Here is a 21,820-nt window from a genome sequence, read left to right as displayed (position 1 = left end):
GCACTACACTTAACGCCATGAGCTTCTTTTCCGACACTGATTCGCCCTCAAACCTTGCCGAATATTCGGTTTCGGAGCTTTCCGGCTCCATCAAGCGCACGGTCGAGCAGGCGTTCGACCAGGTGCGCGTGCGCGGCGAGATTTCCGGCTATCGCGGCCCGCACTCCTCGGGGCACGCCTATTTCTCGCTGAAGGACGACAAGGCGCGCATCGACGCCGTCATCTGGAAGGGCAGCTTCTCGCGCCTGCGCTTCAAGCCTGAAGAGGGCATGGAGGTGATCGCCACCGGCAAGATCACCACCTTCCCCGGCTCATCGAAATACCAGATCGTCATCGAGACGCTGGAGCCGGCCGGCGCCGGCGCGTTGATGGCGCTGCTGGAGGAACGCCGCCGCAAGCTTGCCGCCGAAGGACTTTTCGACGCAGAACGCAAGAAGCCCCTGCCCTTCCTGCCGCATGTGATCGGCGTCATTACCTCGCCGACCGGCGCGGTCATCCGCGACATCCTGCACCGCATCGCCGACCGCTTTCCGGTCCATGTGGTCGTCTGGCCGGTCAAGGTGCAGGGCGAAGGTTCGGGGCAGGAAGTGGCCGCCGCCATCGACGGCTTCAATGGGTTCGAGCCCAGCGGGCCTATCCCCCGGCCGGACGTACTGATCGTCGCGCGCGGCGGCGGCAGTCTCGAAGACCTCTGGAGCTTCAACGACGAGATCGTCGTGCGCGCGGCCGCCGCCTCGAACATCCCGCTGATTTCCGCCGTCGGCCACGAGACGGACTGGACGCTGATCGACCATGCGAGCGACCGGCGCGCGCCGACGCCGACGGGAGCGGCCGAAATGGCCGTACCGGTGAAGGCCGATCTCGAGGCGGAAATCGCTTCGCTCACCGCGCGGCTTCGCGGCGCGATGGCGCGCCAGATGGACAATCGCCGCCAGGGCGTTCGCGCGCTTGCCCGCGCGCTACCCTCGCTCGACCAGCTTCTGGCGCTGCCGCGCCGGCGCTTCGACGAGGCGGCGACCGGCCTTGGCCGCGGCTTGCAGATGAACACGGTGAACAAGCGCCGCGCCTTCGAGCGCACGGCGGCGCATCTTCGCCCCGACATGCTGATCGCCCGCATCACGGAGCGCCGCCAGCGGGTGACGGACCACCTGCTGCGGGCCGACCGCATCGTCGAGCGTCGCCTGGACCAGCTGCGCGCCCGCCTGTCCGCCTTCGACGTGTCGTTGCGCGCAACGCCCGCCCGCATCAAGACGCAGACCGAGCGCGCCGGCGACCGGCTCAAGGGCCTGGCACTGCGGGCGCAAAGCGCGCTTGCCGGCGATCTTTCCCGCCGCCGCGCCCTGGTGCAGGCGCAGGACCGCATGCTGCAATCGCTTTCCTACCGCAATGTCCTGAAACGCGGCTATGCGCTGGTGCGCGACGAGGACGGCGCGCCGGTGAAGGGCGCAGCAAGCCTCGGTCCCGGCCGCGCCATCGCCATCGAATTCAACGATGGAACGGTCGATGCCGTTACCGGCTCGGGCGGCGGCGCACCGCGCAAGAAGGTCGCGAAGACAGAGGCGGTGGAGGCGGCAAAGCCCGCCACTCGCCAGGGCTCGTTGTTCTGAGGCCGCCATGCGCATCTTGCTTGTGCTCGCCCATCCGCTGGAAGACAGTTTTGCCGCAAGCGTCGCCGAGACGGTGCGCAACAAGCTGACGGCGAACGGCCATACGGTCGACCTGCTCGATCTCTACCGCGAGGGGTTCGATCCGCGCCTGACCCCGTCCGAACGCTCGCGCTATTTCGCGCCGGCCTACGATCCGTCCGAGGCGGAACCCTTCGTCGCGCGCCTGAAACAGGCGGACGGGCTGGTGCTGGTGTTTCCGCAATGGTGGTTCAATTTCCCGGCCATCCTCAAAGGCTTCTTCGACCGGGTCTTTGCGCCCGGCGTCGCCTTCGAGAACGACCCGGACGGCGGGCGCATCCAGCCGCGGCTCGGCAATATCCGCCTGTTCTGGGCCTTCACCACGACCGGCTCGCCCTGGTGGGTGGTCAACCTCTATATGGGCAATCCGGTCAGACGCCTCCTGAAGCGCGGCATCGCCGCCTTCTGCGCCAAGGGGCTGAATTTCAGGCTGGTCAACCTCTACGACATGGACCGCGTAAGCGAGGCCGGGCGAAAGGCGCATATCGCACGGGTGGAAAAGCTCGCCGACCGGATCTGACTATTCGAATTCCTTGAGGAATTTGCGCAGCAGGCCGTCCAGCGCCGCGCGCTCCTGTGCATCGAGGCCCTGGATGAGCCGATGCTCGTTCTCGACATGGGCGCTTACCGCCTCGTCCACCAGCGCAAACCCTTTCGCCGTCAGCGCGATGATGACGCCGCGCCGGTCGTCCGGATTGTGCGAGCGCTCGATGAGGCCGGCCTTTTCCAGCTGGTCTAGCCGGTTGGTCATGGTGCCGGAACTGACCATGGTGGTGGCGACGAGATCTCCCGGAGACAGCCGGTAGGGCGGGCCGGAACGGCGCAGCGTCGCCAGCACATCGAAGCTTGCCGAATTCAGCCCGTGCGCCGCCAGGGTCTTTTCGATTTCCCGCGCGAGATGGGTGCAAAGCCGCGAAATCCGGCCGAGAAGCCCCATCGGCTCGACGTCGAGGTCCGGCCGTTCGCGGTTCCATTGGGCGAGAATTCTGTCAACGTGATCCATGGCCCGACTAAAGCAGATATTATCTTGACGTCAAGATAAAATGATATATCTTGACGTCAAGATTCTTTCATTGGAGGCAATCATGTCCCGCACCTCCGACATTCTCCTGACCGCGGCCGCCCCCGCCATCTGGGGCAGCACCTATATCGTCACCACGGAACTTCTGCCAGCCGGCTATCCGCTGACCGTCGCCATGCTACGCGCGCTGCCGACCGGGTTGCTGCTGCTTCTCCTCGTCCGCCAGCTGCCCAGGGGCATCTGGTGGCCCCGCACTTTCCTGCTCGGCGCGCTGAATTTTTCCTTCTTCTGGGCCATGCTCTTCGTCTCGGCCTATCGCCTGCCGGGCGGCGTCGCGGCCACCGTCGGCGCCATCCAGCCGCTGATGGTGCTGGGGCTGTCACGCGTCGTCATGGGCACGGCGGTCCGGCCGCTCTCGGTTCTGGCCGGCCTTGCCGGCATCGGCGGCGTTGCGCTGCTGGTGATGACGCCCGCCGCCAGCCTCGATCCGATCGGCATTGCCGCGGGTCTTGCCGGCGCCATCTCCATGGCCTTCGGCACGGTGCTGTCGCGCCACTGGGAGCCGCCGGTGCCGCCGCTCACCTTCACCGCCTGGCAGCTTGCGGCAGGCGGCCTGCTGCTCGTGCCCGTCGCGCTGTTCTTCGAGCCCCCGCTGCCCGTGCCGACGGCGCAAAACCTCGTCGGCTTTGTCTATCTCGGCCTGATCGGCGCGGCGCTCACCTATATCCTCTGGTTCCGCGGCCTGTCGCGCCTTGGTCCGGCGGCGATCTCGCCGCTCGGCTTCCTCAGCCCGCTCGTCGCCGTCGTGCTCGGCTGGGCGCTGCTCAGGCAGGACCTCAGCCCCCTCCAGATCGCCGGCATGGCAGTGGTGCTGGGCAGCGTCTGGCTCAGCCAATGGGCACAGAGCGAACCGGCGGACCGGCCCGGCATTGCCGCGTCAGGCCCTTGAATGAAACGGCCGGCATCGGTGGATGCCGGCCGCTCCTTTGATGAGGAGATCGATCAGGCCCATTCGCCGGCGCGCATGACGGGCGCACGGCTGCCATCCTCGCGGATGCCGTCGATATCCACCTTGTCGGAGCCGATCATCCAGTCGATGTGGATGAGGCTTTCATTGCCGCCCTGCGCGCGGATCTGTTCCGGCGACAGGTTCGCACCGTCGAGGAAGCACTTGGAATAGCACTGGCCGAGCGCCATGTGGCAAGAGGCGTTCTCGTCGAACAGCGTGTTGTAGAAGAGGATGCCGCTGGCCGAGATCGGCGAGGAATGCGGCACCAGCGCCACTTCGCCGAGCCGGCGCGCGCCCTCGTCCGTATCCAGCACCTTGTTCAGCACCGCCTCGCCCTTCGAGGCCTTCGCCTCGACGATGCGGCCGCCCTCGAAGCGCACCAGGATATCGTCGATCAGCGTGCCCTGATGGGAGAGCGGCTTGGTCGAGGAGACATGGCCATCGACGCGCAGGGCATGCGGCGTGGTGAAGACTTCTTCGGTGGGGATATTCGGATTGCAGGTGATGCCGTTCTTCGCCATGGAAGCGCCGCCGTGCCATTCGTGGCCATCGGCAAGGCCGACCGTCAGGTCGGTGCCCGGCCCCTTGAAGTGCAGGGCGGAAAAACGCTGGCCGTTCAGCCAGGCCGAGCGCTTGGCAAGATTGGCATTGTGCTCGGCCCAGGCGGCCACCGGATCGGCAAGGTCGACGCGCGAGGCCGCGAAGATGGCGTTTGCCAGCTTTTCGACCGCAACGTTTTCCGGATCGTTCGGGAAGACCTGCCTTGCCCAGGAGGGATTCGGGTAGGAGACGATGTTCCAGTTGATGTCGAAATTGGCGATCTTCTCCAGCGCCGGCTTGTAGGCGGTGGAGTTCGCCTTGTTGGCGCGCGCCACCTTGGCCGGATCCTCGCCGGAGAGCAGCATCGGGTTGTCGCCGGCAATGGCAAGGCGCGCCGCGCCATTGGCATAGGCCTTCGCCATGCCCTCGTAGAGCCAGTCGGTCGCGCGGTCGAAGCTTTCGTCCGGCGCGTGGCGATAGCGGGCAAGCGTCGCCTCCTCGTCCGCATAGAAGGTGCTGACGAGCCCGGCGCCGGCCATATAGGCGTGCTTGGTGATGAGGCGCACGAGCGGCAGCGCGGCGATAGGCGCCGTCATCACGAGGTCCTGCCCCTTCTGGAGCTGAAGGCCGACGCGCACGGCGACTTCGGCAAGCTTGTCGAGCTTTGCCGCATCGATGGGAGAGGTGGAACTGGCGGAAACGGTCATGGCATGCCTGTCTGATTTGCAAAGGGATCAGGCAAACTTAGTGCGCCGGAGCGTGAATGAGAAGGCGCAATCAGGCGATGACGGATGCGGCAATCGCCTTCAGCACCGTCACCACGTCGCGCGGGGCAAGGTGCACCTGAAGCCCGCGCTGGCCGCCATTCATATACACCGCCTCATGCGCCAGCGCCTCTTCCTCGATGGCCGTCGGCACCTGTTTCTTCTGGCCGAACGGGCTGATGCCGCCGACGACGAAGCCGGTCAATCGTTCGGCATCCGCCGGCTTCATCATATTGGCCGACTTGCCCTTGAAGGCGCTTGCCAGCTTCTTCATGCTGACCTCGCGGTCCGACGGCACGATGACGCAGACCGGCTTGCCATCCACCTCCGCCATCAGCGTTTTCAGGACGCGCGACGGATCCTCGCCAATCGCCTCGGCGGCCTGGATGCCGACGCGGTCGGCCGTCGGGTCGTAGTCGTAGGTATGAACGGTGAAGGAAATACCGGCCTTGGCGAGGGCCTGGGTGGCGCGGGTGGTCTTGGACATGGCGGGCCGTCAGGGAAACGAGACAATTGGTCCGCATGGGTGCGAAATACCGGGCGGCTTGTCAACCGCCCGGTCGTGTTCGCCTCAGACCCGCTCCAGCGCCACGGCGATGCCCTGGCCGACGCCGATGCACATGGTGGAGAGCGAGCGCTTCTTGCCGGTGAGCTGCAGTTCCAGCGCCGCCGTGCCGGTGATGCGCGCACCCGACATGCCAAGCGGATGGCCGAGCGCAATGGCCCCGCCATTGGGATTGACGTGCCCCGCATCGTCGGCAATGCCGAGCTCGCGCAGCGTCGCAAGACCTTGGGAGGCGAAGGCTTCGTTGAGCTCGATCACGTCGAAATCGGATGGCTTCAGGCCGAGGCGGGCGCACAGGCGCTGCGTGGCTGCGACCGGGCCGATGCCCATGATGCGCGGCGGAACGCCGGCCATCGCACCGCCGAGAATGCGGGCGATGGGCGTCAGGCCATATTTCCTGATCGCCGCCTCCGAGGCAATGATCAGCGCCGCGGCACCGTCATTGACGCCGGAAGCATTGCCCGCCGTCACCGTGCCGCCTTCCTTCTTGAACGGGGTGCCCAGTTTGGCGAGGGTCTCCAGCGTCGTCGCGCGCGGGTGTTCGTCCTTCTCGACGACCACCGGGTCACCCTTCCTCTGCTGAATGACGACGGGCGTGATTTCCTTCGCCAGTCGGCCGTTCGCCTGCGCCGCTGCGGCCTTGTCCTGCGAGCGCAGCGCGAAGGCGTCCTGGTCGGCGCGCGATACCTTGAAGTCCTCGGCGACATTCTCGCCGGTCTCCGGCATGGAATCGACGCCGTATTGCTTCTTCATCAGCGGATTGACGAAGCGCCAGCCGATGGTCGTGTCGTGGATTTCGGCTTGGCGCGAAAAGGCCGTCTCCGCCTTGGGCATGACGAAGGGCGCGCGGCTCATGCTTTCGACGCCGCCGGCGACGATCAGTTCCGCCTCGCCCGCCTTGATGGCGCGGGCCGCGGCGATCACGGCATCCATGCCGGAGCCGCAGAGCCGGTTGATCGTGGTGCCGGAAACGGCAATCGGCAGGCCGGCAAGCAGCGACGACATGCGCGCGACATTGCGGTTGTCCTCGCCCGCCTGGTTGGCGCAGCCGAAGATGACGTCATCGACCGCTTCCCAGTCGATACCGGCATTCTTCGCCATCAGCGCCTTCAGCGGAACGGCGCCGAGATCGTCGGCGCGCACGGAGGACAGCGCCCCGCCGAAGCGGCCGATGGGCGTGCGGATATAGTCGCAGATATAGGCGTCTGACATGATCTTCCCCTAAAGTTCCGGCACGACGAGATCGGCCACGGGACCTTCGACATGGAGCTTGCCGCCGGTCATTGCCTGCAATTCCTCGACCGTCATGCCGGCAAGCTTTTCGCGCAGCACGAAGCGGCCGCCTGCAACGTCGATGACGGCATGGCTCGTATAGATGCGGGTGATGCAGCCGACGCCGGTGAGCGGGAAGGTGCAGCGCTCGACCAGCTTCGGCTCGCCGTTCTTGGTGACATGCTCGGTGATGACCACCACCTGTTTCGCGCCATGCACGAGGTCCATCGCCCCGCCGACCGCCGGCACACCCTTCGAGCCGACGCGCCAGTTGGCAAGGTCGCCGTTCTCGGCCACCTGGTAGGCCCCGAGGATCGCGACGTCGAGATGGCCGCCGCGCACCATGGCGAAGCTGTCGGCATGGTGGAAGAAGGCCGAGCCCGGCTTCAGCGTTACGGCCTTTTTGCCGGCATTGATCAGGTCCCAGTCCTCTTCGCCGGCGGGCGGGGCCTCGCCGAAATCGAGAATGCCGTTTTCCGTGTGGAAGATCGCCGCGCGGCCTTCCGGCTGATAGCGGGCGACCATTTCGGGAAAGCCGATGCCGAGATTCACATAGGCGCCGTCGGCGATATCCTGCGCGGCGCGCCAGGCGATCTGGGCATTGGACAGCTTGATGTCTTCACGCGTGTCGATTGTCATGCGTAGGCCACTCCTGCGCGAATGAGATCTTCTTCCTGCCTGGCGTCAGCCACTTCCACGACGCCGTCGACGAAGATGCCGGGGGTGACGACCTGCTCCGGGTCGATGCCGCCCGGCTTCACCAGACTGCCGACCTGCACGATGGTTTTTTCGGCGGCCATGCACATCAGCGGGCTGAAATTGCGGGCGGCCTTGTTGTAAGAGAGGTTGCCGTGCGTATCGCCGACATGCGCCTTGATCAGCGCGAAATCGGCCTTCAGCCAGCGCTCCTGCACATACATGCGGCCGTCGAATTCGGCGATCGGCTTGCCCTTGGCCAGTTCCGTGCCGTAGCTCGTCGGCGTGTAGAAGGCCGGAATGCCTGCCCCGCCGGCGCGGATGCGCTCGGCCAGCGTGCCCTGCGGCACCAGTTCCAGCTCGATCTCGCCGGCAAGGTACTTGTCCGTGAAGGCGCGCGGATCGGAGGAGCGCGGGAAGGAGCAGATCATCTTGCGGACCATGCCGGCGTCGATCATCGCGGCGATGCCGATGCGGCCGTTGCCGGCATTGTTGTTGATGACGGTGAGGTCCTTCGGCCCCTTGTCGATGAGCGCGTGAATCAGCTCGATCGGCGCGCCCGAGCCGCCGAAACCGCCGATCATCACCACCGCGCCGTCGCCAATGCCGGCCACGGCCTCCGTCAGGCTGCTGATGGTCTTGTCCATGCAAAATCTCCTGTTGTCGCCCTAGAGTTAAATCGGAAGGGGAAAAGCGGCAATACAGTTTGTGCGATATTTGACTTTTGTTCAATTATCGCACAAAATGAAGAAAGGCAACGAATGAACCGGGACGCTCATAGTCATCCTCGATCTCGCACCGAGGATCACCTTGCGAGAGCGCAGATGGCCCGATGACAGGAGACGACGATGCGGGAAACGGATTTCATCGGCGGGTTCGCCAAGGGGCTGAAGGTCATCGAGGCATTCGGCGAGGCGAGGCCCCGGCTCACCATCACCGACATCTCGAAGGAAACCGGTCTCGACCGGGCGACGGCGCGGCGCTGCCTGCTGACGCTCGCCGAACTCGGCTATGCCGCCTATGACGGAAAGTTCTTCGAGCTGACGCCGAAAATCCTGCGGCTCGGCCATGCCTATCTTTCGGCGACGCCCCTGCCGCGGCTGGTGCAGCCCTATCTCGACCAGCTCTCCGAGAAGGTCGGCCAGAGCGCATCGGTCTCCGTGCTCGATGGGGCGGAAATCGTCTATGTGGCGCGCGCCGCACAGAAACGCGTCATGTCGATCAACCTCATGCCCGGCTCGCGCCTGCCCGCCTATTGCGCCTCGATGGGGCGCGTGCTGCTGGCGGCCCTGCCGGAGGCGGAGGCGCGCGCCATCGTGGAGGCCTCCGATCGCAAGGCGAACACCCCGTTCACGAAAACGGAACCCGATGCGCTGCTGGAGGAATTCGCCCGCGTGCGCCGGCAGGGCTATGCGCTGATCGACCAGGAGCTGGAAATCGGGCTGCGCTCCATCGCCGTGCCGCTGGAAAATTCACGCGGCCGGGTGGTCGCCGCACTCAATATCGGCGCGCCGGCCGCCCATGCGGCGGCCGACGACATGATCGAACGCTACCTGCCGGCAATGCAGGCGGTGCAGGCGGCGCTGCGGCCGGTGCTCGCCTGAACGATCCTTGTCGGGGCGGGGCGGATGAACGCTATTCCGGCAACTGAGCGGCAAGCCGCGCCCGCTCGGCCAGCCGGAAGGCGCGCGGCGTCTCGCCGGTCTCGCGCAGGAAATAGCGCGAGAAATAGGCGGGATCGGCAAAGCCGAGGCGAAGGCCGATCTCCTGCGCTGGCGTCTGCGTGAAAACGAGATCGCGCTTTGCCTCGTCGATCAGCTTGCGGCCGATATAGGCATGCGCCGTCAGCCCCGTCGCCGCCTTGACGATGCGGTTGAGGTGGGTCGGCGAGATGCCGAGTTCCTGTGCGTAGAAATTCGCCGGCTTCTGGCTGCGGAAATGCTGCTGGATCAGGCCGTTGAGGTGTTCCATGCGCCGCGCCGTCTCGCCAGCGCCTTCGGCCGGATTGTTCCGGCTCCACAGCCGCGCTGTCAGCGCCAGCACGGAGACGAGATAGGCCTCCAGCAGATCCGTACGCCCGCTGCGACGGCCCGTCCATTCGGCGGCGAGCCGTTCGAGTGTCGAAAGGACGAAGGCGCCGTCCGGATCGCCGGGATCGAGCGACGTCACGCGCGGCTCCGCCGCAAAGCGCCGCACCTCGCCGGCAAGACGCAGGTGCGAAGCGACCATGGTGAAGACATAACCGTCGATATCCCGCGAAAAGCGAAAGCCGTGGCTGAGCGCCGGCGGCACCGTTGCGACGCTGCCAGGCGTCAATGCCAGCCGCGCGTTTCCAAACAACGCATCGCCCGATCCGGCGGAAATGTACAGGAGCTGGAAAAAACTCTCATGCCGGTGCAGGCCGATCTCGTAGCGATGCAGGCTGCTACGCGACGGGATCGTTTCGCAGTGCAACCAGAAATCCGGCAGGTCTCCGGCTTTCTCGCCGTAAAGCTCGTAGGTCGGGACGGCTCGGCTCATCTCGGCACCATCAATTTGCAATGTTCGATTTGTACAAGCAGAAGGCTGATCCGTCCATTGCCCGATGCGACCCTTCTCGCTGACAATTTGCAGAACGTCAGTTCGGGGAGGACATCATGCGCGTTCAGGTCGCCATTATCGGCTCGGGTCCGTCGGGGCTTCTGCTGGGACAATTGCTCGGCAATGCCGGCATCGAGACGGTCATCCTAGACCGGACGAGCCGCGCGCATATCCTCAGCCGCGTGCGCGCCGGCGTGCTTGAGGAAGGCACCACCCGGTTAATGGACCAGGCCGGCGTCGGCGCCCGGATGCAGCAGGAAGGCCTGCCGCATGACGGCTTTTCGCTCGCCTTCGACGGGCGCGACCATCGCATCGACCTGTTCGATCTGACCGGCGGCAAGCGCGTCATGGTCTATGGCCAGACGGAACTGACCCGCGACCTGATCGAACAGCGCGAGGCCGATGGACGGCGAACGATCTACGAGGCGACAAACGTGACGCCGCACGCCTTCGACGGGCAGGCGCCCTTCGTCACCTACGAGAAGGACGGCGTGACCCACCGCATCGACTGCGATTTCATCGCGGGCTGCGACGGGTTTCATGGGGCGAGCCGCAAGGCGGTGCCGGAAGGCGCGATCCGTACCTTCGAGAAGGTCTACCCCTTCGGCTGGCTCGGCGTCCTTGCGGATGTGCCGCCGGTCAGCGACGAGTTGATCTACGCCAACCATCCGCGCGGTTTTGCGCTCTGTTCCATGCGCTCGCACAGCCGCAGCCGCTACTATATCCAGTGCGCGCTGGACGAGAAGATCGCGGACTGGTCCGACGATCGCTTCTGGGATGAGTTGCGCCGCCGGCTTCCCGCCCATCATGCCGAGGCGATGGTCACCGGCCCGAGCTTCGAGAAATCGGTTGCGCCGCTGCGCTCCTTCGTCGCCGAGCCGATGCGCTTCGGCCGGCTGTTCCTCGTCGGCGACGCCGCCCATATCGTCCCGCCGACCGGCGCCAAGGGCCTGAACCTTGCTGCGAGCGACGTGCACTACCTCTTCGCCGGCCTTCTGGAACACTATCAGGACCGCTCGAATGCCGGTATCGACGCCTATTCGGCACGGGCGCTTGCCCGCGTCTGGAAGGCGGTGCGCTTCTCCTGGTGGATGACGACCATGCTGCATCGCTTCCCCGATACCGGCGATTTCGACCAGAAGATCCAGGAAGCCGAGCTCGACTACCTCACCCATTCGCGCGCGGCGGAGACGGTGCTGGCGGAAAACTACGTCGGCCTGCCCTACTGACGCGCAGCCCAGGCGGCAACCGAGGCGATCATGGTTTCATGATGCTCAGGCGCATCGGCGAGCGCTGCCAGTTCCCACAGGCGATGCAGGCCCGTGAGCAACGCGACGCGGGCGCGGTCGATCGCGCGGCCGGTCAGCCGCTCGTAGCCGTCGATGATACGCGCCGTCAGGTCCGGATCGATGAAGTTCGAATAGATGAAATCCTGGTGCAGCGGCCCGAAGCCGGAATCGGCGAAGTCATAGATGCCGTTGAGCCGCCCGGCCGCATGATCGAAGGCCATGTTCCAGCCGTGGCCGTCGAAGAAGCCATAGGTCTCGCCCAGCGGATCAGGCGGCAGGTTGCGCCATCCGGCAATGGTCCTGCCTGCGAAGGATTGGAGGGCTGCCGGCAGGAGCGGCAGGGCCCTGGCGGCAATCGCATCGCCATCCAGCCAGCGCTCGACGGGACACGCGCCCGCCGCCGTCATCGCAGCCCGGTCGAGCGCATGGAGTTGCGCATAGAAGCCGGCCATGACCTCGCCCAATGCCTGTCGCCGCCCCTCCGGCAGCGCCTCGTACTGCGCCGTTTCCAGATGCGCGCCGTGAATGATCGCATGCTCGGAAAAGAGCGGCATGCCCTCGTGGAGACGAAGGTCCGGCACAGGCATGGAAACATGCGGACGCACCGCAGCAAGGATCGATGCCTCGCGCCGCAAGGCAAGTTCCGCCTCCTCGCCCTGCGGGAACTTGAAGACGAGACGGTCATCCACCGCCACGGCGCGTGAATGCCAGCCACCCGGCAGCGCACGGAACGCGGCATCCTCAAGGTCAGGGTGAACCGTGAGGATCGCTTTGCGGAAAGGGTCGAGTTCGCTGGTCATGGCCCGTCGTAGCGAAATGACGGGCTGCGCTCAAGCCGCCGGCGAGACCTTGCCGGCCACCTCGCGGATCGTCTGCATGAGAATGGCGAGCGGCATGGAGGGCACGGCATCGGTGCGCATGGTAAGCCCGACCGGGCCCTTCGTTTCCCCCGTGTCGATCGGCAGGGCCGCCAGCTTGCCCTCCGCGATATCGGCGGCCACGACCCCTTCGGAGATGATCCAGATCGCATCGCTTTCGCGCACGAAGGCGCGGCCGAAGGCGTCGGAGACGGTCTCGATCTGGTTCGGCAGCCCGGCAATGCCGTTGGTGATCAGGAAGGTGTCGACGAAGGGGCGGATGATCGAAGCGCGGGTCGGCATCAGCACGGGATAGGCATCGAGCCCGGAGAAGGACGACCCGCCGGAAAGCAGCGGGTGGCCGGCGCGCACGCAAAAGACGACTTTTTCCGAATAGAGATGCTCGAAGGAAAAGCCCGTCATCTTTTCCGGCGCGGCCAGACGCCCGACGACGAGATCGAGATCACCGACGCGCAGCTGTTCGAGCAGAACGGCATTTTCCCCCGTGACGATCTTGATCCGCGCGCCGGTGCCCTCCTCCAGAAACAGCCGCATCGCGCTCGGCATGATGCGCGTGGAAACAGTCGGCAGGGCGCCGATGCGAACCGGGGTAGCGTCGCCGGAAAGCGCCTGCGAGACGGAATCGAAGCCGTGCCGCAGCGCCGTCAGCGCCGCTCCCGCGTGCTTCAGGAAAACCTCGCCATAGCGGGTAATCTTGATGCCCCGGCCCTCGCGCTCGAAGACCGCAACGCCCAGCACAGCCTCCAGCTCGCGGATCGTCTTCGTCACGGCAGGCTGGCTGACATGCAGCACGCCCGCCGCCTTCATGACGCTCTTCTGGCGCGCCACCTCGACAAAGGTTTGCAGATGGCGGAACTTGATACGGCTATCGATCACGGCTTTTCATAACCCCCCAGTTAATGAAATGGCATGAAATATCATTTTACCTAACCAGATCAAACGATCAATCTGCAAGGACGGGAGGAAGATCCGTGCAATTCGCAACCGTCAACGACGTCATCCTACATCACCAGCTGATCGGCGGCCCGGCCAACCGGCCCGTCATCGTATTCTCCAATTCGCTCGGCACCGATTTCCGCATCTGGCGCGACGTCATCGTGCGCCTTGCCGGCGATTTCCCGATCATCACCTATGACAAGCGCGGCCATGGCCTCTCCGATCTCGGCCAGGTGCCCTATTCGATCGACGACCATGTGCTCGACCTTGCCGCCCTGCTCGACCGGCTCGACGTGAAGAATGCGGTCATCTGCGGCCTTTCCGTCGGCGGCATGATCGCGCAGGGGCTTGCAGCCAAGCGTCCCGATCTCGTCAGGGCGCTCGTTCTTTGCGATACGGCGCACAAGATCGGCACCGCGGACATGTGGAACGCCCGCATCGAAAGCATCGAGACGAAGGGTATCGAGAGCCTCGCCGACGCCGTGATGGAGCGCTGGTTCACGCCCGCTTTCCGCCGCCCGGAAAACGCCGCCTATCACGGCTACCGCAACATGCTGACGCGCCAGTCCGCCGTCGGCTATGCCGCGACCTGCGCGGCGCTGCGCGATGCCGACCTTACCGAATCGACCAGACGCCTTGCCGTGCCGACGCTCTGCGTCGTCGGCGACCAGGACGGCTCGACGCCGCCGGATGTCGTGCTGTCCATGGCCAAGCTCATTGCCGGCGCGCGTTACGAGGTCATCAAGGATGCCGGGCACATTCCCTGCATCGAACAGCCGGAAATCCTCACCGAGATGATCCGCGCCTTCATCGACACCCTACCTGCCGGAGACGAGCCCCATGGCTGACACCCATACCTTTTCCGATCGCTATCGCCAGGGCATGGTGACCCGCCGCTCAGTGCTCGGCGACACCCATGTCGACCGCGCCTCCTCCACCACCACCGCCTTCGACCAGCCCTTCCAGGAGCTGATCACGGAAGGTGCCTGGGGCACGGTCTGGTCGCGGCCCGGCTGGACGAAACGCGAGCGCTCCCTGGTGACGATTGCGCTGCTCGCCGCCCTCGGCCATGACGAGGAAGTGGCGATGCATGTGCGCGCGACCGTCAATACGGGCGCGAGCCGCCAGGACGTGACCGAGACGCTGCTGCATGTGGCGATCTATGCCGGCGTGCCGGCAGCCAACCGGGCGATCAAGATCGCCAAGCAGGTTTTCGAGGAAATCGACGCGGAAAAGGCGGCCTGAGGCTAAGATGACAGACCTTTCCAACAAAAAGCCCGAAACGGGCGCCTTCTTCTCCCGTGACCGGCTCTGGCACCCGCCGGGGCTGACGCCCGGCTACAAGACCTCCGTGCTGCGCTCGCCGCAGAAGGCGCTGCTTTCACTCGACGGCACGATCTCGGAGATCACCGGCCCGGTCTTCGGCCATTCCCTGCTGGGCGAGCTCGACAACGACCTGATCCACAATTTCGCAAAAGCCGGCGAAAGCGCCATCGGCGAGCGCATCATCGTGCATGGCCGCGTGCTGGACGAGCGGGCGCGGCCCGTGCCGGGGGCACTGCTCGAATTCTGGCAGGCCAATGCCGGCGGGCGCTATCGCCACAAGAAGGAAAGCTATCTCGCCCCGCTCGATCCGAATTTCGGCGGCTGCGGGCGCACCATCACCGATGAGGACGGCCATTACGCCTTCCGCACCATCAAGCCCGGCCCCTATCCCTGGCCGAACGGCGTCAACGACTGGCGTCCGGCCCATATCCACTTCTCCGTCTTCGGCCACGGCTTTGCCCAGCGGCTGATCACGCAGATGTATTTCGAGGGCGATCCGATGATCTGGAAATGTCCCATCGTGCAAACGATCCCGGACAAGGCGGCGATCGAGCAATTGGTGGCGGCGCTCGACTGGGGCAACACGATCCCCATGGATGCGCGCGCCTATAAGTTCGACATCGTGCTGCGCGGCCGCCGCTCGACGCTGTTCGAAAACCGGATGGAGGGCAACTGATGGTCCAGCCGCTCGGTTATCTCAAGGAAAGCGCCTCGCAGACCGCAGGGCCCTATGTCCATATCGGCCTCACGCCCAATTTCTCCGGCATCGGCGGCGTCTACGAGAACGATCTCGGCGCGGCGATGGTCAATGAAAAGACGCTCGGCCGGCGCATCACGGTCACCGGCCGCGTGCTTGACGGCACCGGTACGCCGCTGAAGGACGCACTGATCGAGATCTGGCAGGCCGATGCGGCCGGCCTCTACAACAGCCCTTCGGAACTGCGCGGCAGCGCCGACCCGAATTTTCCCGGCTGGGGCCGCTGCGCGACGGACGGCGAGACCGGCGAATACCGCTTCGAGACCATCAAGCCCGGCCGCGCCCCCTTCCGGGACGGACGGCTGATGGCGCCGCATATCTCGTTCTGGATCGTTGCGCGCGGCATCAATCTCGGCCTCAACACCCGGCTCTATTTCGCCGACGAGGAAACGGCCAATGCCGAGGATCCCGTGCTGGCGCGCATCGAGCACCGGGTACGCGTGCCGACGCTGATCGCGGCCATGGATGGCGATACGTACCGGTTCGACATCCATTTGCAGGGGGAGAAGGAGACCGTGTTCTTCGATATTTGAGACCGTGCGCCGGCAATGGCCTATAGTGGGCTTTCTGCCTGAACCGGCCTCTCGAAAAGAGCGTCCCATGACCATCTCGCCCTTCGATCACCCCTATCTTTCCGGCCTCCTTGGCGACGAGGAGGTCGCGTCACTCTTCTCTGCCGCCGCGGAGCTGGAAGCCATGCTCGCCTTCGAGGTGGCGCTGGCGAAGGCGCAAGCGGCGGAGGGCATTGTCCCGCACGAGGCTGCGCGCGCGATTGCGGAAGCCGCCCGCCGCTTCTCGCCGGACGTCGCGAGCCTCAGGCAGGCGACGGCGCGCGACGGCGTGGTGGTGCCGGATCTGGTGCGCCAGCTGCGCGCGGCCGTCGGCGAGGTGCATGGCAAGCATGTCCATGTCGGCGCGACCAGCCAGGATGTCATCGACAGCGGTCTGATGCTGCGGCTGGCCCGCGTGCTGCCGATCGTCGGCGACCGGCTGGCGGCGCTCGACCGGCACCTTGGCGGCCTTGCCGCGCAGTTCGGCAGCCGCCCGCTGATGGGGCGCACGCGCATGCAGGCGGCCATTCCGATCACGGCGGCGGACCGGATTTCCGCATGGCGTTCCCCCCTGCAACGACAGGCAGACCGCTTGAAAGCCTTGGAACAGGGCGGCCTTGCCGTACAGTTCGGCGGTGCGGCCGGCACGCTGGAAAGGCTGGGCGACAAGGCGGCGGCCGTGCGCGCCGCGCTTGCCGGCGAACTCGGCCTTGCCGACGCGCCGCAATGGCACGCCCAGCGCGACCGCATCATGGAATTCGCCGGGCTCATGGCCGCCGTCACGGGCAGCCTCGGAAAGGCCGGGCAGGACATCGCCCTGATGGCCGACCGTGGCGGCGAGATCGCGCTTGCCGGCGGCGGCGGCTCCTCCGCCATGCCGCACAAGCAGAACCCGGTCGCGGCCGAAGTGCTGGTGACGCTCGCCCGCTTCAATGCCGCCCAGCTTGGCGGACTGGCGCAGGCGGCGGTGCACGAGCAGGAACGCTCCGGCGCGGCCTGGACGCTGGAATGGCTGATCCTGCCGCAGATGGTGGTCGCCTGCGGCGCCGCGCTTCGTCTGGCAGGCGAACTGTTCTCCTCCATTGAGCGGATCGGCGCGGATTCGCCTGCCTCACATAATCCATAAGTTATGAAATTGGCCGATATTTTCATTTTACATCACCGTTTCATCTGGCAATCTGACAAAACACCAGTCTGGACGAAGACCGGGCGCCGGCGGGAGACCGGCCTTTCAGGGAGGAAGACATGAAAAAATTTGCGATCGCGGCCTTTGCCGCCGCGCTGATGGCGAGCGTTGCCCATGCCGATACGATCAAGGTCGGCGTCGTCGGCCCGTTCTCCGGCCCCTTCGCGCTGCAGGGCAAGAATTTCAAGGCCGGTATCGACGCCTATATGGCGCTGAACGGCAACACGGTCGGCGACGATACGATCGAGATCATCTACCGCGACGTCCCGACCGCCGATCCGGCGCAGTCCAAGGCCCTTTCCCAGGAACTGGTCGTCAAGGAAGGCGTGCAATATCTCGCCGGCTTCTATTTCACTCCAGATGCCATGGCCGCAACGCCCCTTCTCGAACAGGCGAACGTGCCGATGGTGGTGATGAACGCCGCGACCTCGGCCATCGTCACCAAGAGCCCCTATGTGGTGCGCACCTCGTTCACCACCTGGCAGACCTCGATGCCGATCGCCAAGGTGGCCTTCGACGGAGGCACGAAGAAGGTCATCTCGCTTGTCAGCGACTACGGTCCGGGCGTCGATGCGGAAGCCGCCTTCAAGGCCGGCTTCGAGGCGGCGGGCGGCGAGATCGTCGAGGCGATCCGCATGCCGCTGCAGACCAACGATTTCTCGCCGATCATGCAGCGCATCAAGGATTCGGGCGCAGAAGGCGTCTTCGCCTTCCTGCCCTCCGGCCCGACGACGCTGGGCTTTGTCAAGGCCTTCAACGAGAACGGCCTCAAGGATGCCGGCATCAAGTTCTTCGCGCCGGGCGACCTGACGCAGGAATCCGACCTGCCGGCCCTCGGCGAAGCCGCGCTCGGCCTTCAGACCACCTTCCACTATGCGGTCTCGCATGATTCCGCCGAGAACAAGACGTTCGTCGAGGCCGCAAGCAAGGCGATCGGCAATCCGGCCGAACTCTCCTTCCCCTCGGTCGGCGCCTATGACGGCATGCATGTCATCTACAAGATGATCGAGGCGACGGGCGGCGAACAGGACGCGGCGAAGGCCGTCGAAGCCGTGAAGGGCCTATCCTGGGAAAGCCCGCGCGGCCCGGTATCGATCGATCCGGAAAGCCGGCACATCACGCAGAACATCTACCTGCGCGAAGTGGCCAAGGCCGATGACGGCACCTACTACAACAAGGAGGTCCAGACCTTCGAGAAACAGGGCGATCCAGGGCTGGCGGCGGCGAAGTAACAACCGTAGCAAGCTCGACGATCGGTTCGCCCATCACCCTACTCTCTCCCCGCAGGCGGGGAGAGGGACGTGCCCCATGCGACGCCAGGATGGGGCAGCCAAGCAGAAGGTGTCCGGCAAGCCGGATGAGGCGTTGTCCCGTCAACACATCAGGATAGGTTCATGCAAACGGTCTTCAGCATCGGTGTCGACGCCCTTGCCTATGGCATGGTGCTCTTCGTCATCTCCATCGGCCTTTCGGTGACGATGGGGCTGATGCGGGTCGTCAACCTGGCGCATGGCGCCTTCGCCATGATCGGCGGCTATATCGCCTCCTATGCCGCGCGGGACCTCGGGCTGGCCTATGCGCTCGCCGTCATCATCGCCGTCTTCGGCACGATCCTCATCGCCATTCCGATCGAACGCTTCCTCTACCGCCGCATCTACGGGCAGCCGGAGCTGACGCAGGTGCTGATGACCATCGGCATCACCTTCTGCATCATCGGCATCGCCAACTACGTCTTCGGCCCGACGCTGAAGACCATCCCCACGCCGGAGACGCTGCGCCAGTCCGTCGGTCTCGGCTTCCGCACGGTCTCGGCGCACCGGCTCTTCGTCATTGGCTGCGGCGTCGCGGTGGCGCTCGGCCTCTGGTATTTCATTGAGCGCACCGCCTTCGGCGTCAAGCTGCGCGCCGCCGTCGACAATGCGGCAATGGCCGCCGCGCTCGGCGTCAGGACCGAAGTCGTCTACGCCGTCAGCTTCGCCGTGGCGGTCGGGCTTGCCGCCTTCGGGGGCGTGGTCGGCGCGGAGCTGTTGCCGATCGAGCCCTATTATGCGCTGCGCTACATGGTGACCTTCCTCGTCGTCGTCTCCGTCGGCGGGGCGGGCTCCATTCCCGGCGCACTCGCCGCCTGCCTGCTGCTCGGCGCAATCGACACGACGGGACGCTACCTGATGCCGGAATTCGGCGAATTCTTCTTCTATCTCGCGGTCATCGCCATCGTCTGGATCTTTCCGCGCGGCCTTGCCGGAAGGGCAAAGTGATGGCGCTCGCAACCAATTCCGACACCGCTGCCACCGCCGGCGACCGCCGTGCCCGGCTGATGCGCGACGCCATCGGCGTCCTCGTCATCCTCGCCGTCGCGGTCGTGGGTTACCTCCTCTTCCCGAACAATCTGGCGCTGCTCACCCGTATCACGGCGATCGCGCTGCTGGTCCTCTCGCTCGACCTCGTCACCGGTTATTGCGGCGTGGCGACGCTCGGCCATGCCGCCCTCTTCGGCGCGGGGGCCTATGGCGCGGGCATTGCGGCGGCGCATTTCGGCATCACCGACCCCATCGCCATGCTCGCCGTCGGCGTCGTCGCGGGGGCGCTTGCCGGCCTCGTTTCCGGCGTCGTGGTGCTGCGCGCGCACGGCCTGCCGCAGCTCGTGCTTTCCATCGCCATCGTCCACCTTGCCCATGAAGCCGCCAACAAGGCTTCCGGCTGGACCGGCGGCAGCGACGGCCTCGCGGGTATCATGCCGGATGCCGTCTTCGGCACCTGGCAGTTCGACCTGTGGGGCCGCACCGCCTATGTCTTCGGCATCGTGCTGCTCGTCGTCGCCTTCGTGATCCTGCGCCAAATCGTGCGCTCGCCCTTCGGCATGCTGTGCCGGGGCATCAGGCAGGATCCGGTGCGCATCCGCGCCATGGGCGGCTCGGTGCACGGCACGCTGATCAAAATGTACGCAATCTCGGGCGCCGTCGCAGGCGCGGGCGGCGCGCTCAACGCCATCTCGACGCAGGTCGTCGGCCTCGACAGCCTGTCCTTCACGCTTTCGGCCGAAGCGCTCGTCATGCTCGTGCTCGGCGGCACCGGCTCACTCTACGGCGCGCTGATCGGCACCCTCGCCTTCCTGTGGTTCGAGGATGTCGTCTCGGCGGCCAACCCGTTCCACTGGCTCACCATCGTCGGCGCGCTGCTGATCGCTGTCGTGCTGTTTGCGCCGAAGGGGCTCTACGGCTCGCTCGCCGCCGCCTTCGAACGCCGCGGGAGGAAAGACAAGTGAGCGCGATCTTCGACGTCCGGAACCTGAAGAAAATGTTCGGCGGCCTTGCCGTCACCAACGATGTCTCGCTCTCCATGGCGCCCGGCGACCGGGTGGCGCTGATTGGCCCGAACGGCGCCGGCAAGACCACCTTCGTCAACCTCGTAACCGGCAATATCCTGCCGAATTCCGGCAGCGTGATGCTGGGCGGCGAGGACGTGACCCGCCTCGGCCCGACCAAACGCGTGCGCCGCGGCCTGGTGCGTTCCTTCCAGGTGACGCGTCTCTTTCCCGAGATGACGCCGGAAGAACACGTGGCGCTCGCCATCCTCCAGCGCGAGGGGCGCGCGGGACGGATGTTTGCCAGCCATCGCGCCATGCCCGACGTCATGGACGAGGGATATGCGCTGCTCACAAGATTGGGCATCGCCCAGCTTGCCCGGCACAAGGTCAGCGAGATCGCCTATGGCCAGCAGCGCCTTCTCGAACTGGCGCTCGCGCTCGCGCTGAAGCCGAAGGTGCTGCTGCTCGACGAGCCGGCGGCCGGCGTGCCGCAGAGCGACACGGCGCGCATCGAGCAGGCAATCGCCGACCTGCCGGCCGACCTTGCCGTGCTGATGATCGAGCATGACATGGATCTCGTCTTCCGTTTCGCCAGGCGCGTCATCGTGCTGGCGGCGGGCGAGATCATCTTCGACGGATCCCCGGACGCCGTGACGAAGGATGTCCGCGTCCGCCAGGCCTATCTCGGGAGCTATGCCGATGCCCGCAGCGTCGCTTGAAATTTCCGGCCTTTGCGCCGGCTACGGGCCGACGCGCGTGCTGGAGGACATTTCCTTTGCCGCCAGCGCCGGCCGCAAGCTCGCCGTGCTCGGCCGCAACGGCATGGGCAAGTCCACCCTCTTCGCCACGCTCGCCGGCCAGACGAAGCGCTATGGCGGTCAGATCCGTCTCGGCGACGCGGCGATCGAGGGGATGGACAGTTCGGCTCGCGCCCTGAAGGGCCTCGGCTATGTGCCGCAATCGCGTGACGTCTTCCCGACGCTGACGGTCGAGGAAAACCTTTTCGTCGGGCTGAAGGCGCGGCCGCGTTCGGCCATCGAGGAGGCCTACGCCATGTTCCCGCGCCTCCGGGAGCGGCGAAAAAACCTCGGCTCGCAGCTTTCCGGCGGCGAGCAGCAGATGCTGACGACGGCCCGCACCATTCTCGGCCAGCCCTCGGTGCTTTTGCTCGACGAACCGCTGGAGGGGCTGGCACCGGTCATCTGCGAGGAGCTGATTGCGGCCTTCGGCACACTGGCGGCATCCGGCGAGATGACGATCCTGCTCATCGAGCAGCGCATCCAGAGCGCCCTCGATTTCGCCGACGAGGTCATCATTCTCGAACGCGGCCGCATCGCCTGGACCGGCACGCCCGAGGCGCTCGCCGCCGACCAGCACACCGTCGAAACCCTGCTCGGCGTCGGCGGCCTGCACTGACGCTTGCGGGGTGTTCCTCCCGGAACAGCTGCGGGCGGGCGG

The 21,820-nt window shown here is 65.8% G+C and carries 24 protein-coding genes; 15 read left to right on the top strand and 9 right to left on the bottom strand.

What is annotated here, in order from left to right:
- Window positions 1-17: 17 nt before the first annotated feature.
- Window positions 18-1,607: an exodeoxyribonuclease VII large subunit gene (gene xseA / locus WA950_RS05835; RefSeq protein WP_424550751.1), complete on the top strand. Its 1,590-nt coding sequence runs from the start codon at window positions 18-20 to the stop codon at window positions 1,605-1,607.
- 7 nt (window positions 1,608-1,614) lie between these two features.
- On the top strand, window positions 1,615-2,205 hold the full coding sequence (locus WA950_RS05830) for an NAD(P)H-dependent oxidoreductase (RefSeq protein ID WP_424550750.1): 591 nt from the start codon (window positions 1,615-1,617) through the stop codon (window positions 2,203-2,205).
- Here WA950_RS05830 and WA950_RS05825 read toward each other — a convergent pair whose 3' ends face one another.
- Window positions 2,206-2,688 (bottom strand): MarR family winged helix-turn-helix transcriptional regulator, encoded by a 483-nt coding sequence (locus tag WA950_RS05825; RefSeq protein ID WP_424550749.1) that lies wholly within the window; start codon window positions 2,686-2,688, stop codon window positions 2,206-2,208.
- Window positions 2,689-2,770: 82 nt separating this feature from the next.
- Between WA950_RS05825 and WA950_RS05820 the strand changes: the two genes are divergently transcribed.
- On the top strand, window positions 2,771-3,655 hold the full coding sequence (locus tag WA950_RS05820; protein WP_424550748.1) for an EamA family transporter: 885 nt from the start codon (window positions 2,771-2,773) through the stop codon (window positions 3,653-3,655).
- 53 nt (window positions 3,656-3,708) lie between these two features.
- On the opposite strand, the gene WA950_RS05815 is transcribed toward WA950_RS05820, so the two are convergent.
- The 5 genes from WA950_RS05815 to WA950_RS05795 all read right to left on the bottom strand — a co-directional run bounded on the left by WA950_RS05815 (window position 3,709) and on the right by WA950_RS05795 (window position 8,199).
- Entirely contained in the window at window positions 3,709-4,962 is a 1,254-nt protein-coding gene (locus WA950_RS05815) for an aminopeptidase (protein ID WP_424550747.1), read from the bottom strand.
- A gap of 70 nt (window positions 4,963-5,032) precedes the next feature.
- Window positions 5,033-5,506: a Cys-tRNA(Pro) deacylase gene (gene ybaK / locus WA950_RS05810; RefSeq protein ID WP_424550746.1), complete on the bottom strand. Its 474-nt coding sequence runs from the start codon at window positions 5,504-5,506 to the stop codon at window positions 5,033-5,035.
- A gap of 84 nt (window positions 5,507-5,590) precedes the next feature.
- Window positions 5,591-6,796 (bottom strand): 3-oxoadipyl-CoA thiolase, encoded by a 1,206-nt coding sequence (gene pcaF, locus WA950_RS05805; RefSeq protein WP_424550745.1) that lies wholly within the window; start codon window positions 6,794-6,796, stop codon window positions 5,591-5,593.
- A gap of 9 nt (window positions 6,797-6,805) precedes the next feature.
- Window positions 6,806-7,495 (bottom strand): CoA transferase subunit B, encoded by a 690-nt coding sequence (locus WA950_RS05800; protein ID WP_424550744.1) that lies wholly within the window; start codon window positions 7,493-7,495, stop codon window positions 6,806-6,808.
- Entirely contained in the window at window positions 7,492-8,199 is a 708-nt protein-coding gene (locus WA950_RS05795; protein ID WP_424550743.1) for a 3-oxoacid CoA-transferase subunit A, read from the bottom strand. Before WA950_RS05795 ends, WA950_RS05800 begins: the two co-directional genes overlap by 4 nt.
- Window positions 8,200-8,400: 201 nt before the next feature.
- On the opposite strand from WA950_RS05795, the gene WA950_RS05790 reads away from it, so the two are divergent.
- Window positions 8,401-9,156, top strand: coding sequence for an IclR family transcriptional regulator (locus WA950_RS05790; RefSeq protein WP_424550742.1), 756 nt, complete (start codon window positions 8,401-8,403; stop codon window positions 9,154-9,156).
- Between the two features lie 31 nt (window positions 9,157-9,187).
- Here the strand turns inward: WA950_RS05790 and WA950_RS05785 are convergent, their stop codons facing one another.
- Entirely contained in the window at window positions 9,188-10,072 is an 885-nt protein-coding gene (locus WA950_RS05785) for a helix-turn-helix domain-containing protein (RefSeq protein ID WP_424550741.1), read from the bottom strand.
- A 116-nt stretch (window positions 10,073-10,188) separates the two neighbouring features.
- Between WA950_RS05785 and pobA the strand changes: the two genes are divergently transcribed.
- Complete coding sequence (gene pobA, locus WA950_RS05780) at window positions 10,189-11,361, top strand: 4-hydroxybenzoate 3-monooxygenase (RefSeq protein WP_424550740.1); 1,173 nt, start codon at window positions 10,189-10,191, stop codon at window positions 11,359-11,361.
- On the opposite strand, the gene WA950_RS05775 is transcribed toward pobA, so the two are convergent.
- Window positions 11,355-12,221 carry a phosphotransferase family protein gene (locus WA950_RS05775; protein ID WP_424550739.1) on the bottom strand — a complete coding sequence of 289 codons (867 nt, stop codon included), beginning with the start codon at window positions 12,219-12,221 and terminating at the stop codon, window positions 11,355-11,357. The two genes, pobA and WA950_RS05775, sit on opposite strands and share 7 nt — an antisense overlap.
- Window positions 12,222-12,251: 30 nt before the next feature.
- Window positions 12,252-13,175 (bottom strand): pca operon transcription factor PcaQ, encoded by a 924-nt coding sequence (pcaQ, locus tag WA950_RS05770; protein ID WP_424550738.1) that lies wholly within the window; start codon window positions 13,173-13,175, stop codon window positions 12,252-12,254.
- A 95-nt stretch (window positions 13,176-13,270) separates the two neighbouring features.
- Between pcaQ and pcaD the strand changes: the two genes are divergently transcribed.
- From pcaD to WA950_RS05720, 10 genes are all read left to right on the top strand, one after another.
- Entirely contained in the window at window positions 13,271-14,083 is an 813-nt protein-coding gene (gene pcaD, locus WA950_RS05765; RefSeq protein ID WP_424550737.1) for a 3-oxoadipate enol-lactonase, read from the top strand.
- On the top strand, window positions 14,076-14,480 hold the full coding sequence (gene pcaC, locus WA950_RS05760; protein ID WP_424550736.1) for a 4-carboxymuconolactone decarboxylase: 405 nt from the start codon (window positions 14,076-14,078) through the stop codon (window positions 14,478-14,480). Before pcaD ends, pcaC begins: the two co-directional genes overlap by 8 nt.
- Before the next feature lie 7 nt (window positions 14,481-14,487).
- On the top strand, window positions 14,488-15,237 hold the full coding sequence (pcaH, locus tag WA950_RS05755; protein ID WP_424550735.1) for a protocatechuate 3,4-dioxygenase subunit beta: 750 nt from the start codon (window positions 14,488-14,490) through the stop codon (window positions 15,235-15,237).
- Window positions 15,237-15,851 (top strand): protocatechuate 3,4-dioxygenase subunit alpha, encoded by a 615-nt coding sequence (gene pcaG / locus WA950_RS05750; protein ID WP_424550734.1) that lies wholly within the window; start codon window positions 15,237-15,239, stop codon window positions 15,849-15,851. Before pcaH ends, pcaG begins: the two co-directional genes overlap by 1 nt.
- Before the next feature lie 67 nt (window positions 15,852-15,918).
- Window positions 15,919-16,995 carry a 3-carboxy-cis,cis-muconate cycloisomerase gene (locus WA950_RS05745; protein WP_424550733.1) on the top strand — a complete coding sequence of 359 codons (1,077 nt, stop codon included), beginning with the start codon at window positions 15,919-15,921 and terminating at the stop codon, window positions 16,993-16,995.
- A gap of 119 nt (window positions 16,996-17,114) precedes the next feature.
- Window positions 17,115-18,287, top strand: a complete 1,173-nt coding sequence (locus WA950_RS05740) for an ABC transporter substrate-binding protein (protein WP_424550732.1) — start codon at window positions 17,115-17,117, stop codon at window positions 18,285-18,287.
- Between the two features lie 162 nt (window positions 18,288-18,449).
- The gene (locus tag WA950_RS05735) at window positions 18,450-19,313 is read left to right on the top strand and encodes a branched-chain amino acid ABC transporter permease (protein ID WP_424550731.1); all 864 of its coding nucleotides are present in this window, start codon (window positions 18,450-18,452) and stop codon (window positions 19,311-19,313) included.
- The gene (locus WA950_RS05730) at window positions 19,313-20,320 is read left to right on the top strand and encodes a branched-chain amino acid ABC transporter permease (RefSeq protein WP_424550730.1); all 1,008 of its coding nucleotides are present in this window, start codon (window positions 19,313-19,315) and stop codon (window positions 20,318-20,320) included. Before WA950_RS05735 ends, WA950_RS05730 begins: the two co-directional genes overlap by 1 nt.
- Window positions 20,317-21,081 (top strand): ABC transporter ATP-binding protein, encoded by a 765-nt coding sequence (locus tag WA950_RS05725; protein WP_424550729.1) that lies wholly within the window; start codon window positions 20,317-20,319, stop codon window positions 21,079-21,081. The genes WA950_RS05730 and WA950_RS05725 overlap by 4 nt, the downstream gene beginning before the upstream one ends.
- Window positions 21,062-21,778 (top strand): ABC transporter ATP-binding protein, encoded by a 717-nt coding sequence (locus WA950_RS05720; protein ID WP_424550728.1) that lies wholly within the window; start codon window positions 21,062-21,064, stop codon window positions 21,776-21,778. The genes WA950_RS05725 and WA950_RS05720 overlap by 20 nt, the downstream gene beginning before the upstream one ends.
- Window positions 21,779-21,820: the final 42 nt, after the last annotated feature.

Origin of the sequence: Shinella sp. (genome assembly GCF_049651085.1) — a bacterium.
GTDB lineage: Bacteria > Pseudomonadota > Alphaproteobacteria > Rhizobiales > Rhizobiaceae > Shinella.
Note: the sequence above shows the minus strand (reverse complement) of the source record. Positions and strands in the feature narration are given on the sequence as shown.

What these genes read in the sequence shown, in the direction of transcription:
- WA950_RS05830 (WP_424550750.1), top strand. Translation starts at nt 1,615, where the DNA reads ATGCGCATCTTGCTTGTGCTCGCCCATCCGCTGGAAGACAGTTTTGCC.
- WA950_RS05730 (WP_424550730.1), top strand. Translation starts at nt 19,313, where the DNA reads ATGGCGCTCGCAACCAATTCCGACACCGCTGCCACCGCCGGCGACCGC.
- pobA (WP_424550740.1), top strand. Translation starts at nt 10,189, where the DNA reads ATGCGCGTTCAGGTCGCCATTATCGGCTCGGGTCCGTCGGGGCTTCTG.
- WA950_RS05800 (WP_424550744.1), bottom strand. Translation starts at nt 7,495, where the DNA reads ATGACAATCGACACGCGTGAAGACATCAAGCTGTCCAATGCCCAGATC.
- pcaG (WP_424550734.1), top strand. Translation starts at nt 15,237, where the DNA reads ATGGTCCAGCCGCTCGGTTATCTCAAGGAAAGCGCCTCGCAGACCGCA.
- xseA (WP_424550751.1), top strand. Translation starts at nt 18, where the DNA reads ATGAGCTTCTTTTCCGACACTGATTCGCCCTCAAACCTTGCCGAATAT.
- WA950_RS05820 (WP_424550748.1), top strand. Translation starts at nt 2,771, where the DNA reads ATGTCCCGCACCTCCGACATTCTCCTGACCGCGGCCGCCCCCGCCATC.
- WA950_RS05735 (WP_424550731.1), top strand. Translation starts at nt 18,450, where the DNA reads ATGCAAACGGTCTTCAGCATCGGTGTCGACGCCCTTGCCTATGGCATG.
- WA950_RS05745 (WP_424550733.1), top strand. Translation starts at nt 15,919, where the DNA reads ATGACCATCTCGCCCTTCGATCACCCCTATCTTTCCGGCCTCCTTGGC.
- WA950_RS05815 (WP_424550747.1), bottom strand. Translation starts at nt 4,962, where the DNA reads ATGACCGTTTCCGCCAGTTCCACCTCTCCCATCGATGCGGCAAAGCTC.
- pcaC (WP_424550736.1), top strand. Translation starts at nt 14,076, where the DNA reads ATGGCTGACACCCATACCTTTTCCGATCGCTATCGCCAGGGCATGGTG.
- WA950_RS05720 (WP_424550728.1), top strand. Translation starts at nt 21,062, where the DNA reads ATGCCCGCAGCGTCGCTTGAAATTTCCGGCCTTTGCGCCGGCTACGGG.
- WA950_RS05825 (WP_424550749.1), bottom strand. Translation starts at nt 2,688, where the DNA reads ATGGATCACGTTGACAGAATTCTCGCCCAATGGAACCGCGAACGGCCG.
- WA950_RS05795 (WP_424550743.1), bottom strand. Translation starts at nt 8,199, where the DNA reads ATGGACAAGACCATCAGCAGCCTGACGGAGGCCGTGGCCGGCATTGGC.
- WA950_RS05740 (WP_424550732.1), top strand. Translation starts at nt 17,115, where the DNA reads ATGAAAAAATTTGCGATCGCGGCCTTTGCCGCCGCGCTGATGGCGAGC.
- WA950_RS05790 (WP_424550742.1), top strand. Translation starts at nt 8,401, where the DNA reads ATGCGGGAAACGGATTTCATCGGCGGGTTCGCCAAGGGGCTGAAGGTC.
- WA950_RS05775 (WP_424550739.1), bottom strand. Translation starts at nt 12,221, where the DNA reads ATGACCAGCGAACTCGACCCTTTCCGCAAAGCGATCCTCACGGTTCAC.
- ybaK (WP_424550746.1), bottom strand. Translation starts at nt 5,506, where the DNA reads ATGTCCAAGACCACCCGCGCCACCCAGGCCCTCGCCAAGGCCGGTATT.
- WA950_RS05785 (WP_424550741.1), bottom strand. Translation starts at nt 10,072, where the DNA reads ATGAGCCGAGCCGTCCCGACCTACGAGCTTTACGGCGAGAAAGCCGGA.
- pcaH (WP_424550735.1), top strand. Translation starts at nt 14,488, where the DNA reads ATGACAGACCTTTCCAACAAAAAGCCCGAAACGGGCGCCTTCTTCTCC.
- pcaF (WP_424550745.1), bottom strand. Translation starts at nt 6,796, where the DNA reads ATGTCAGACGCCTATATCTGCGACTATATCCGCACGCCCATCGGCCGC.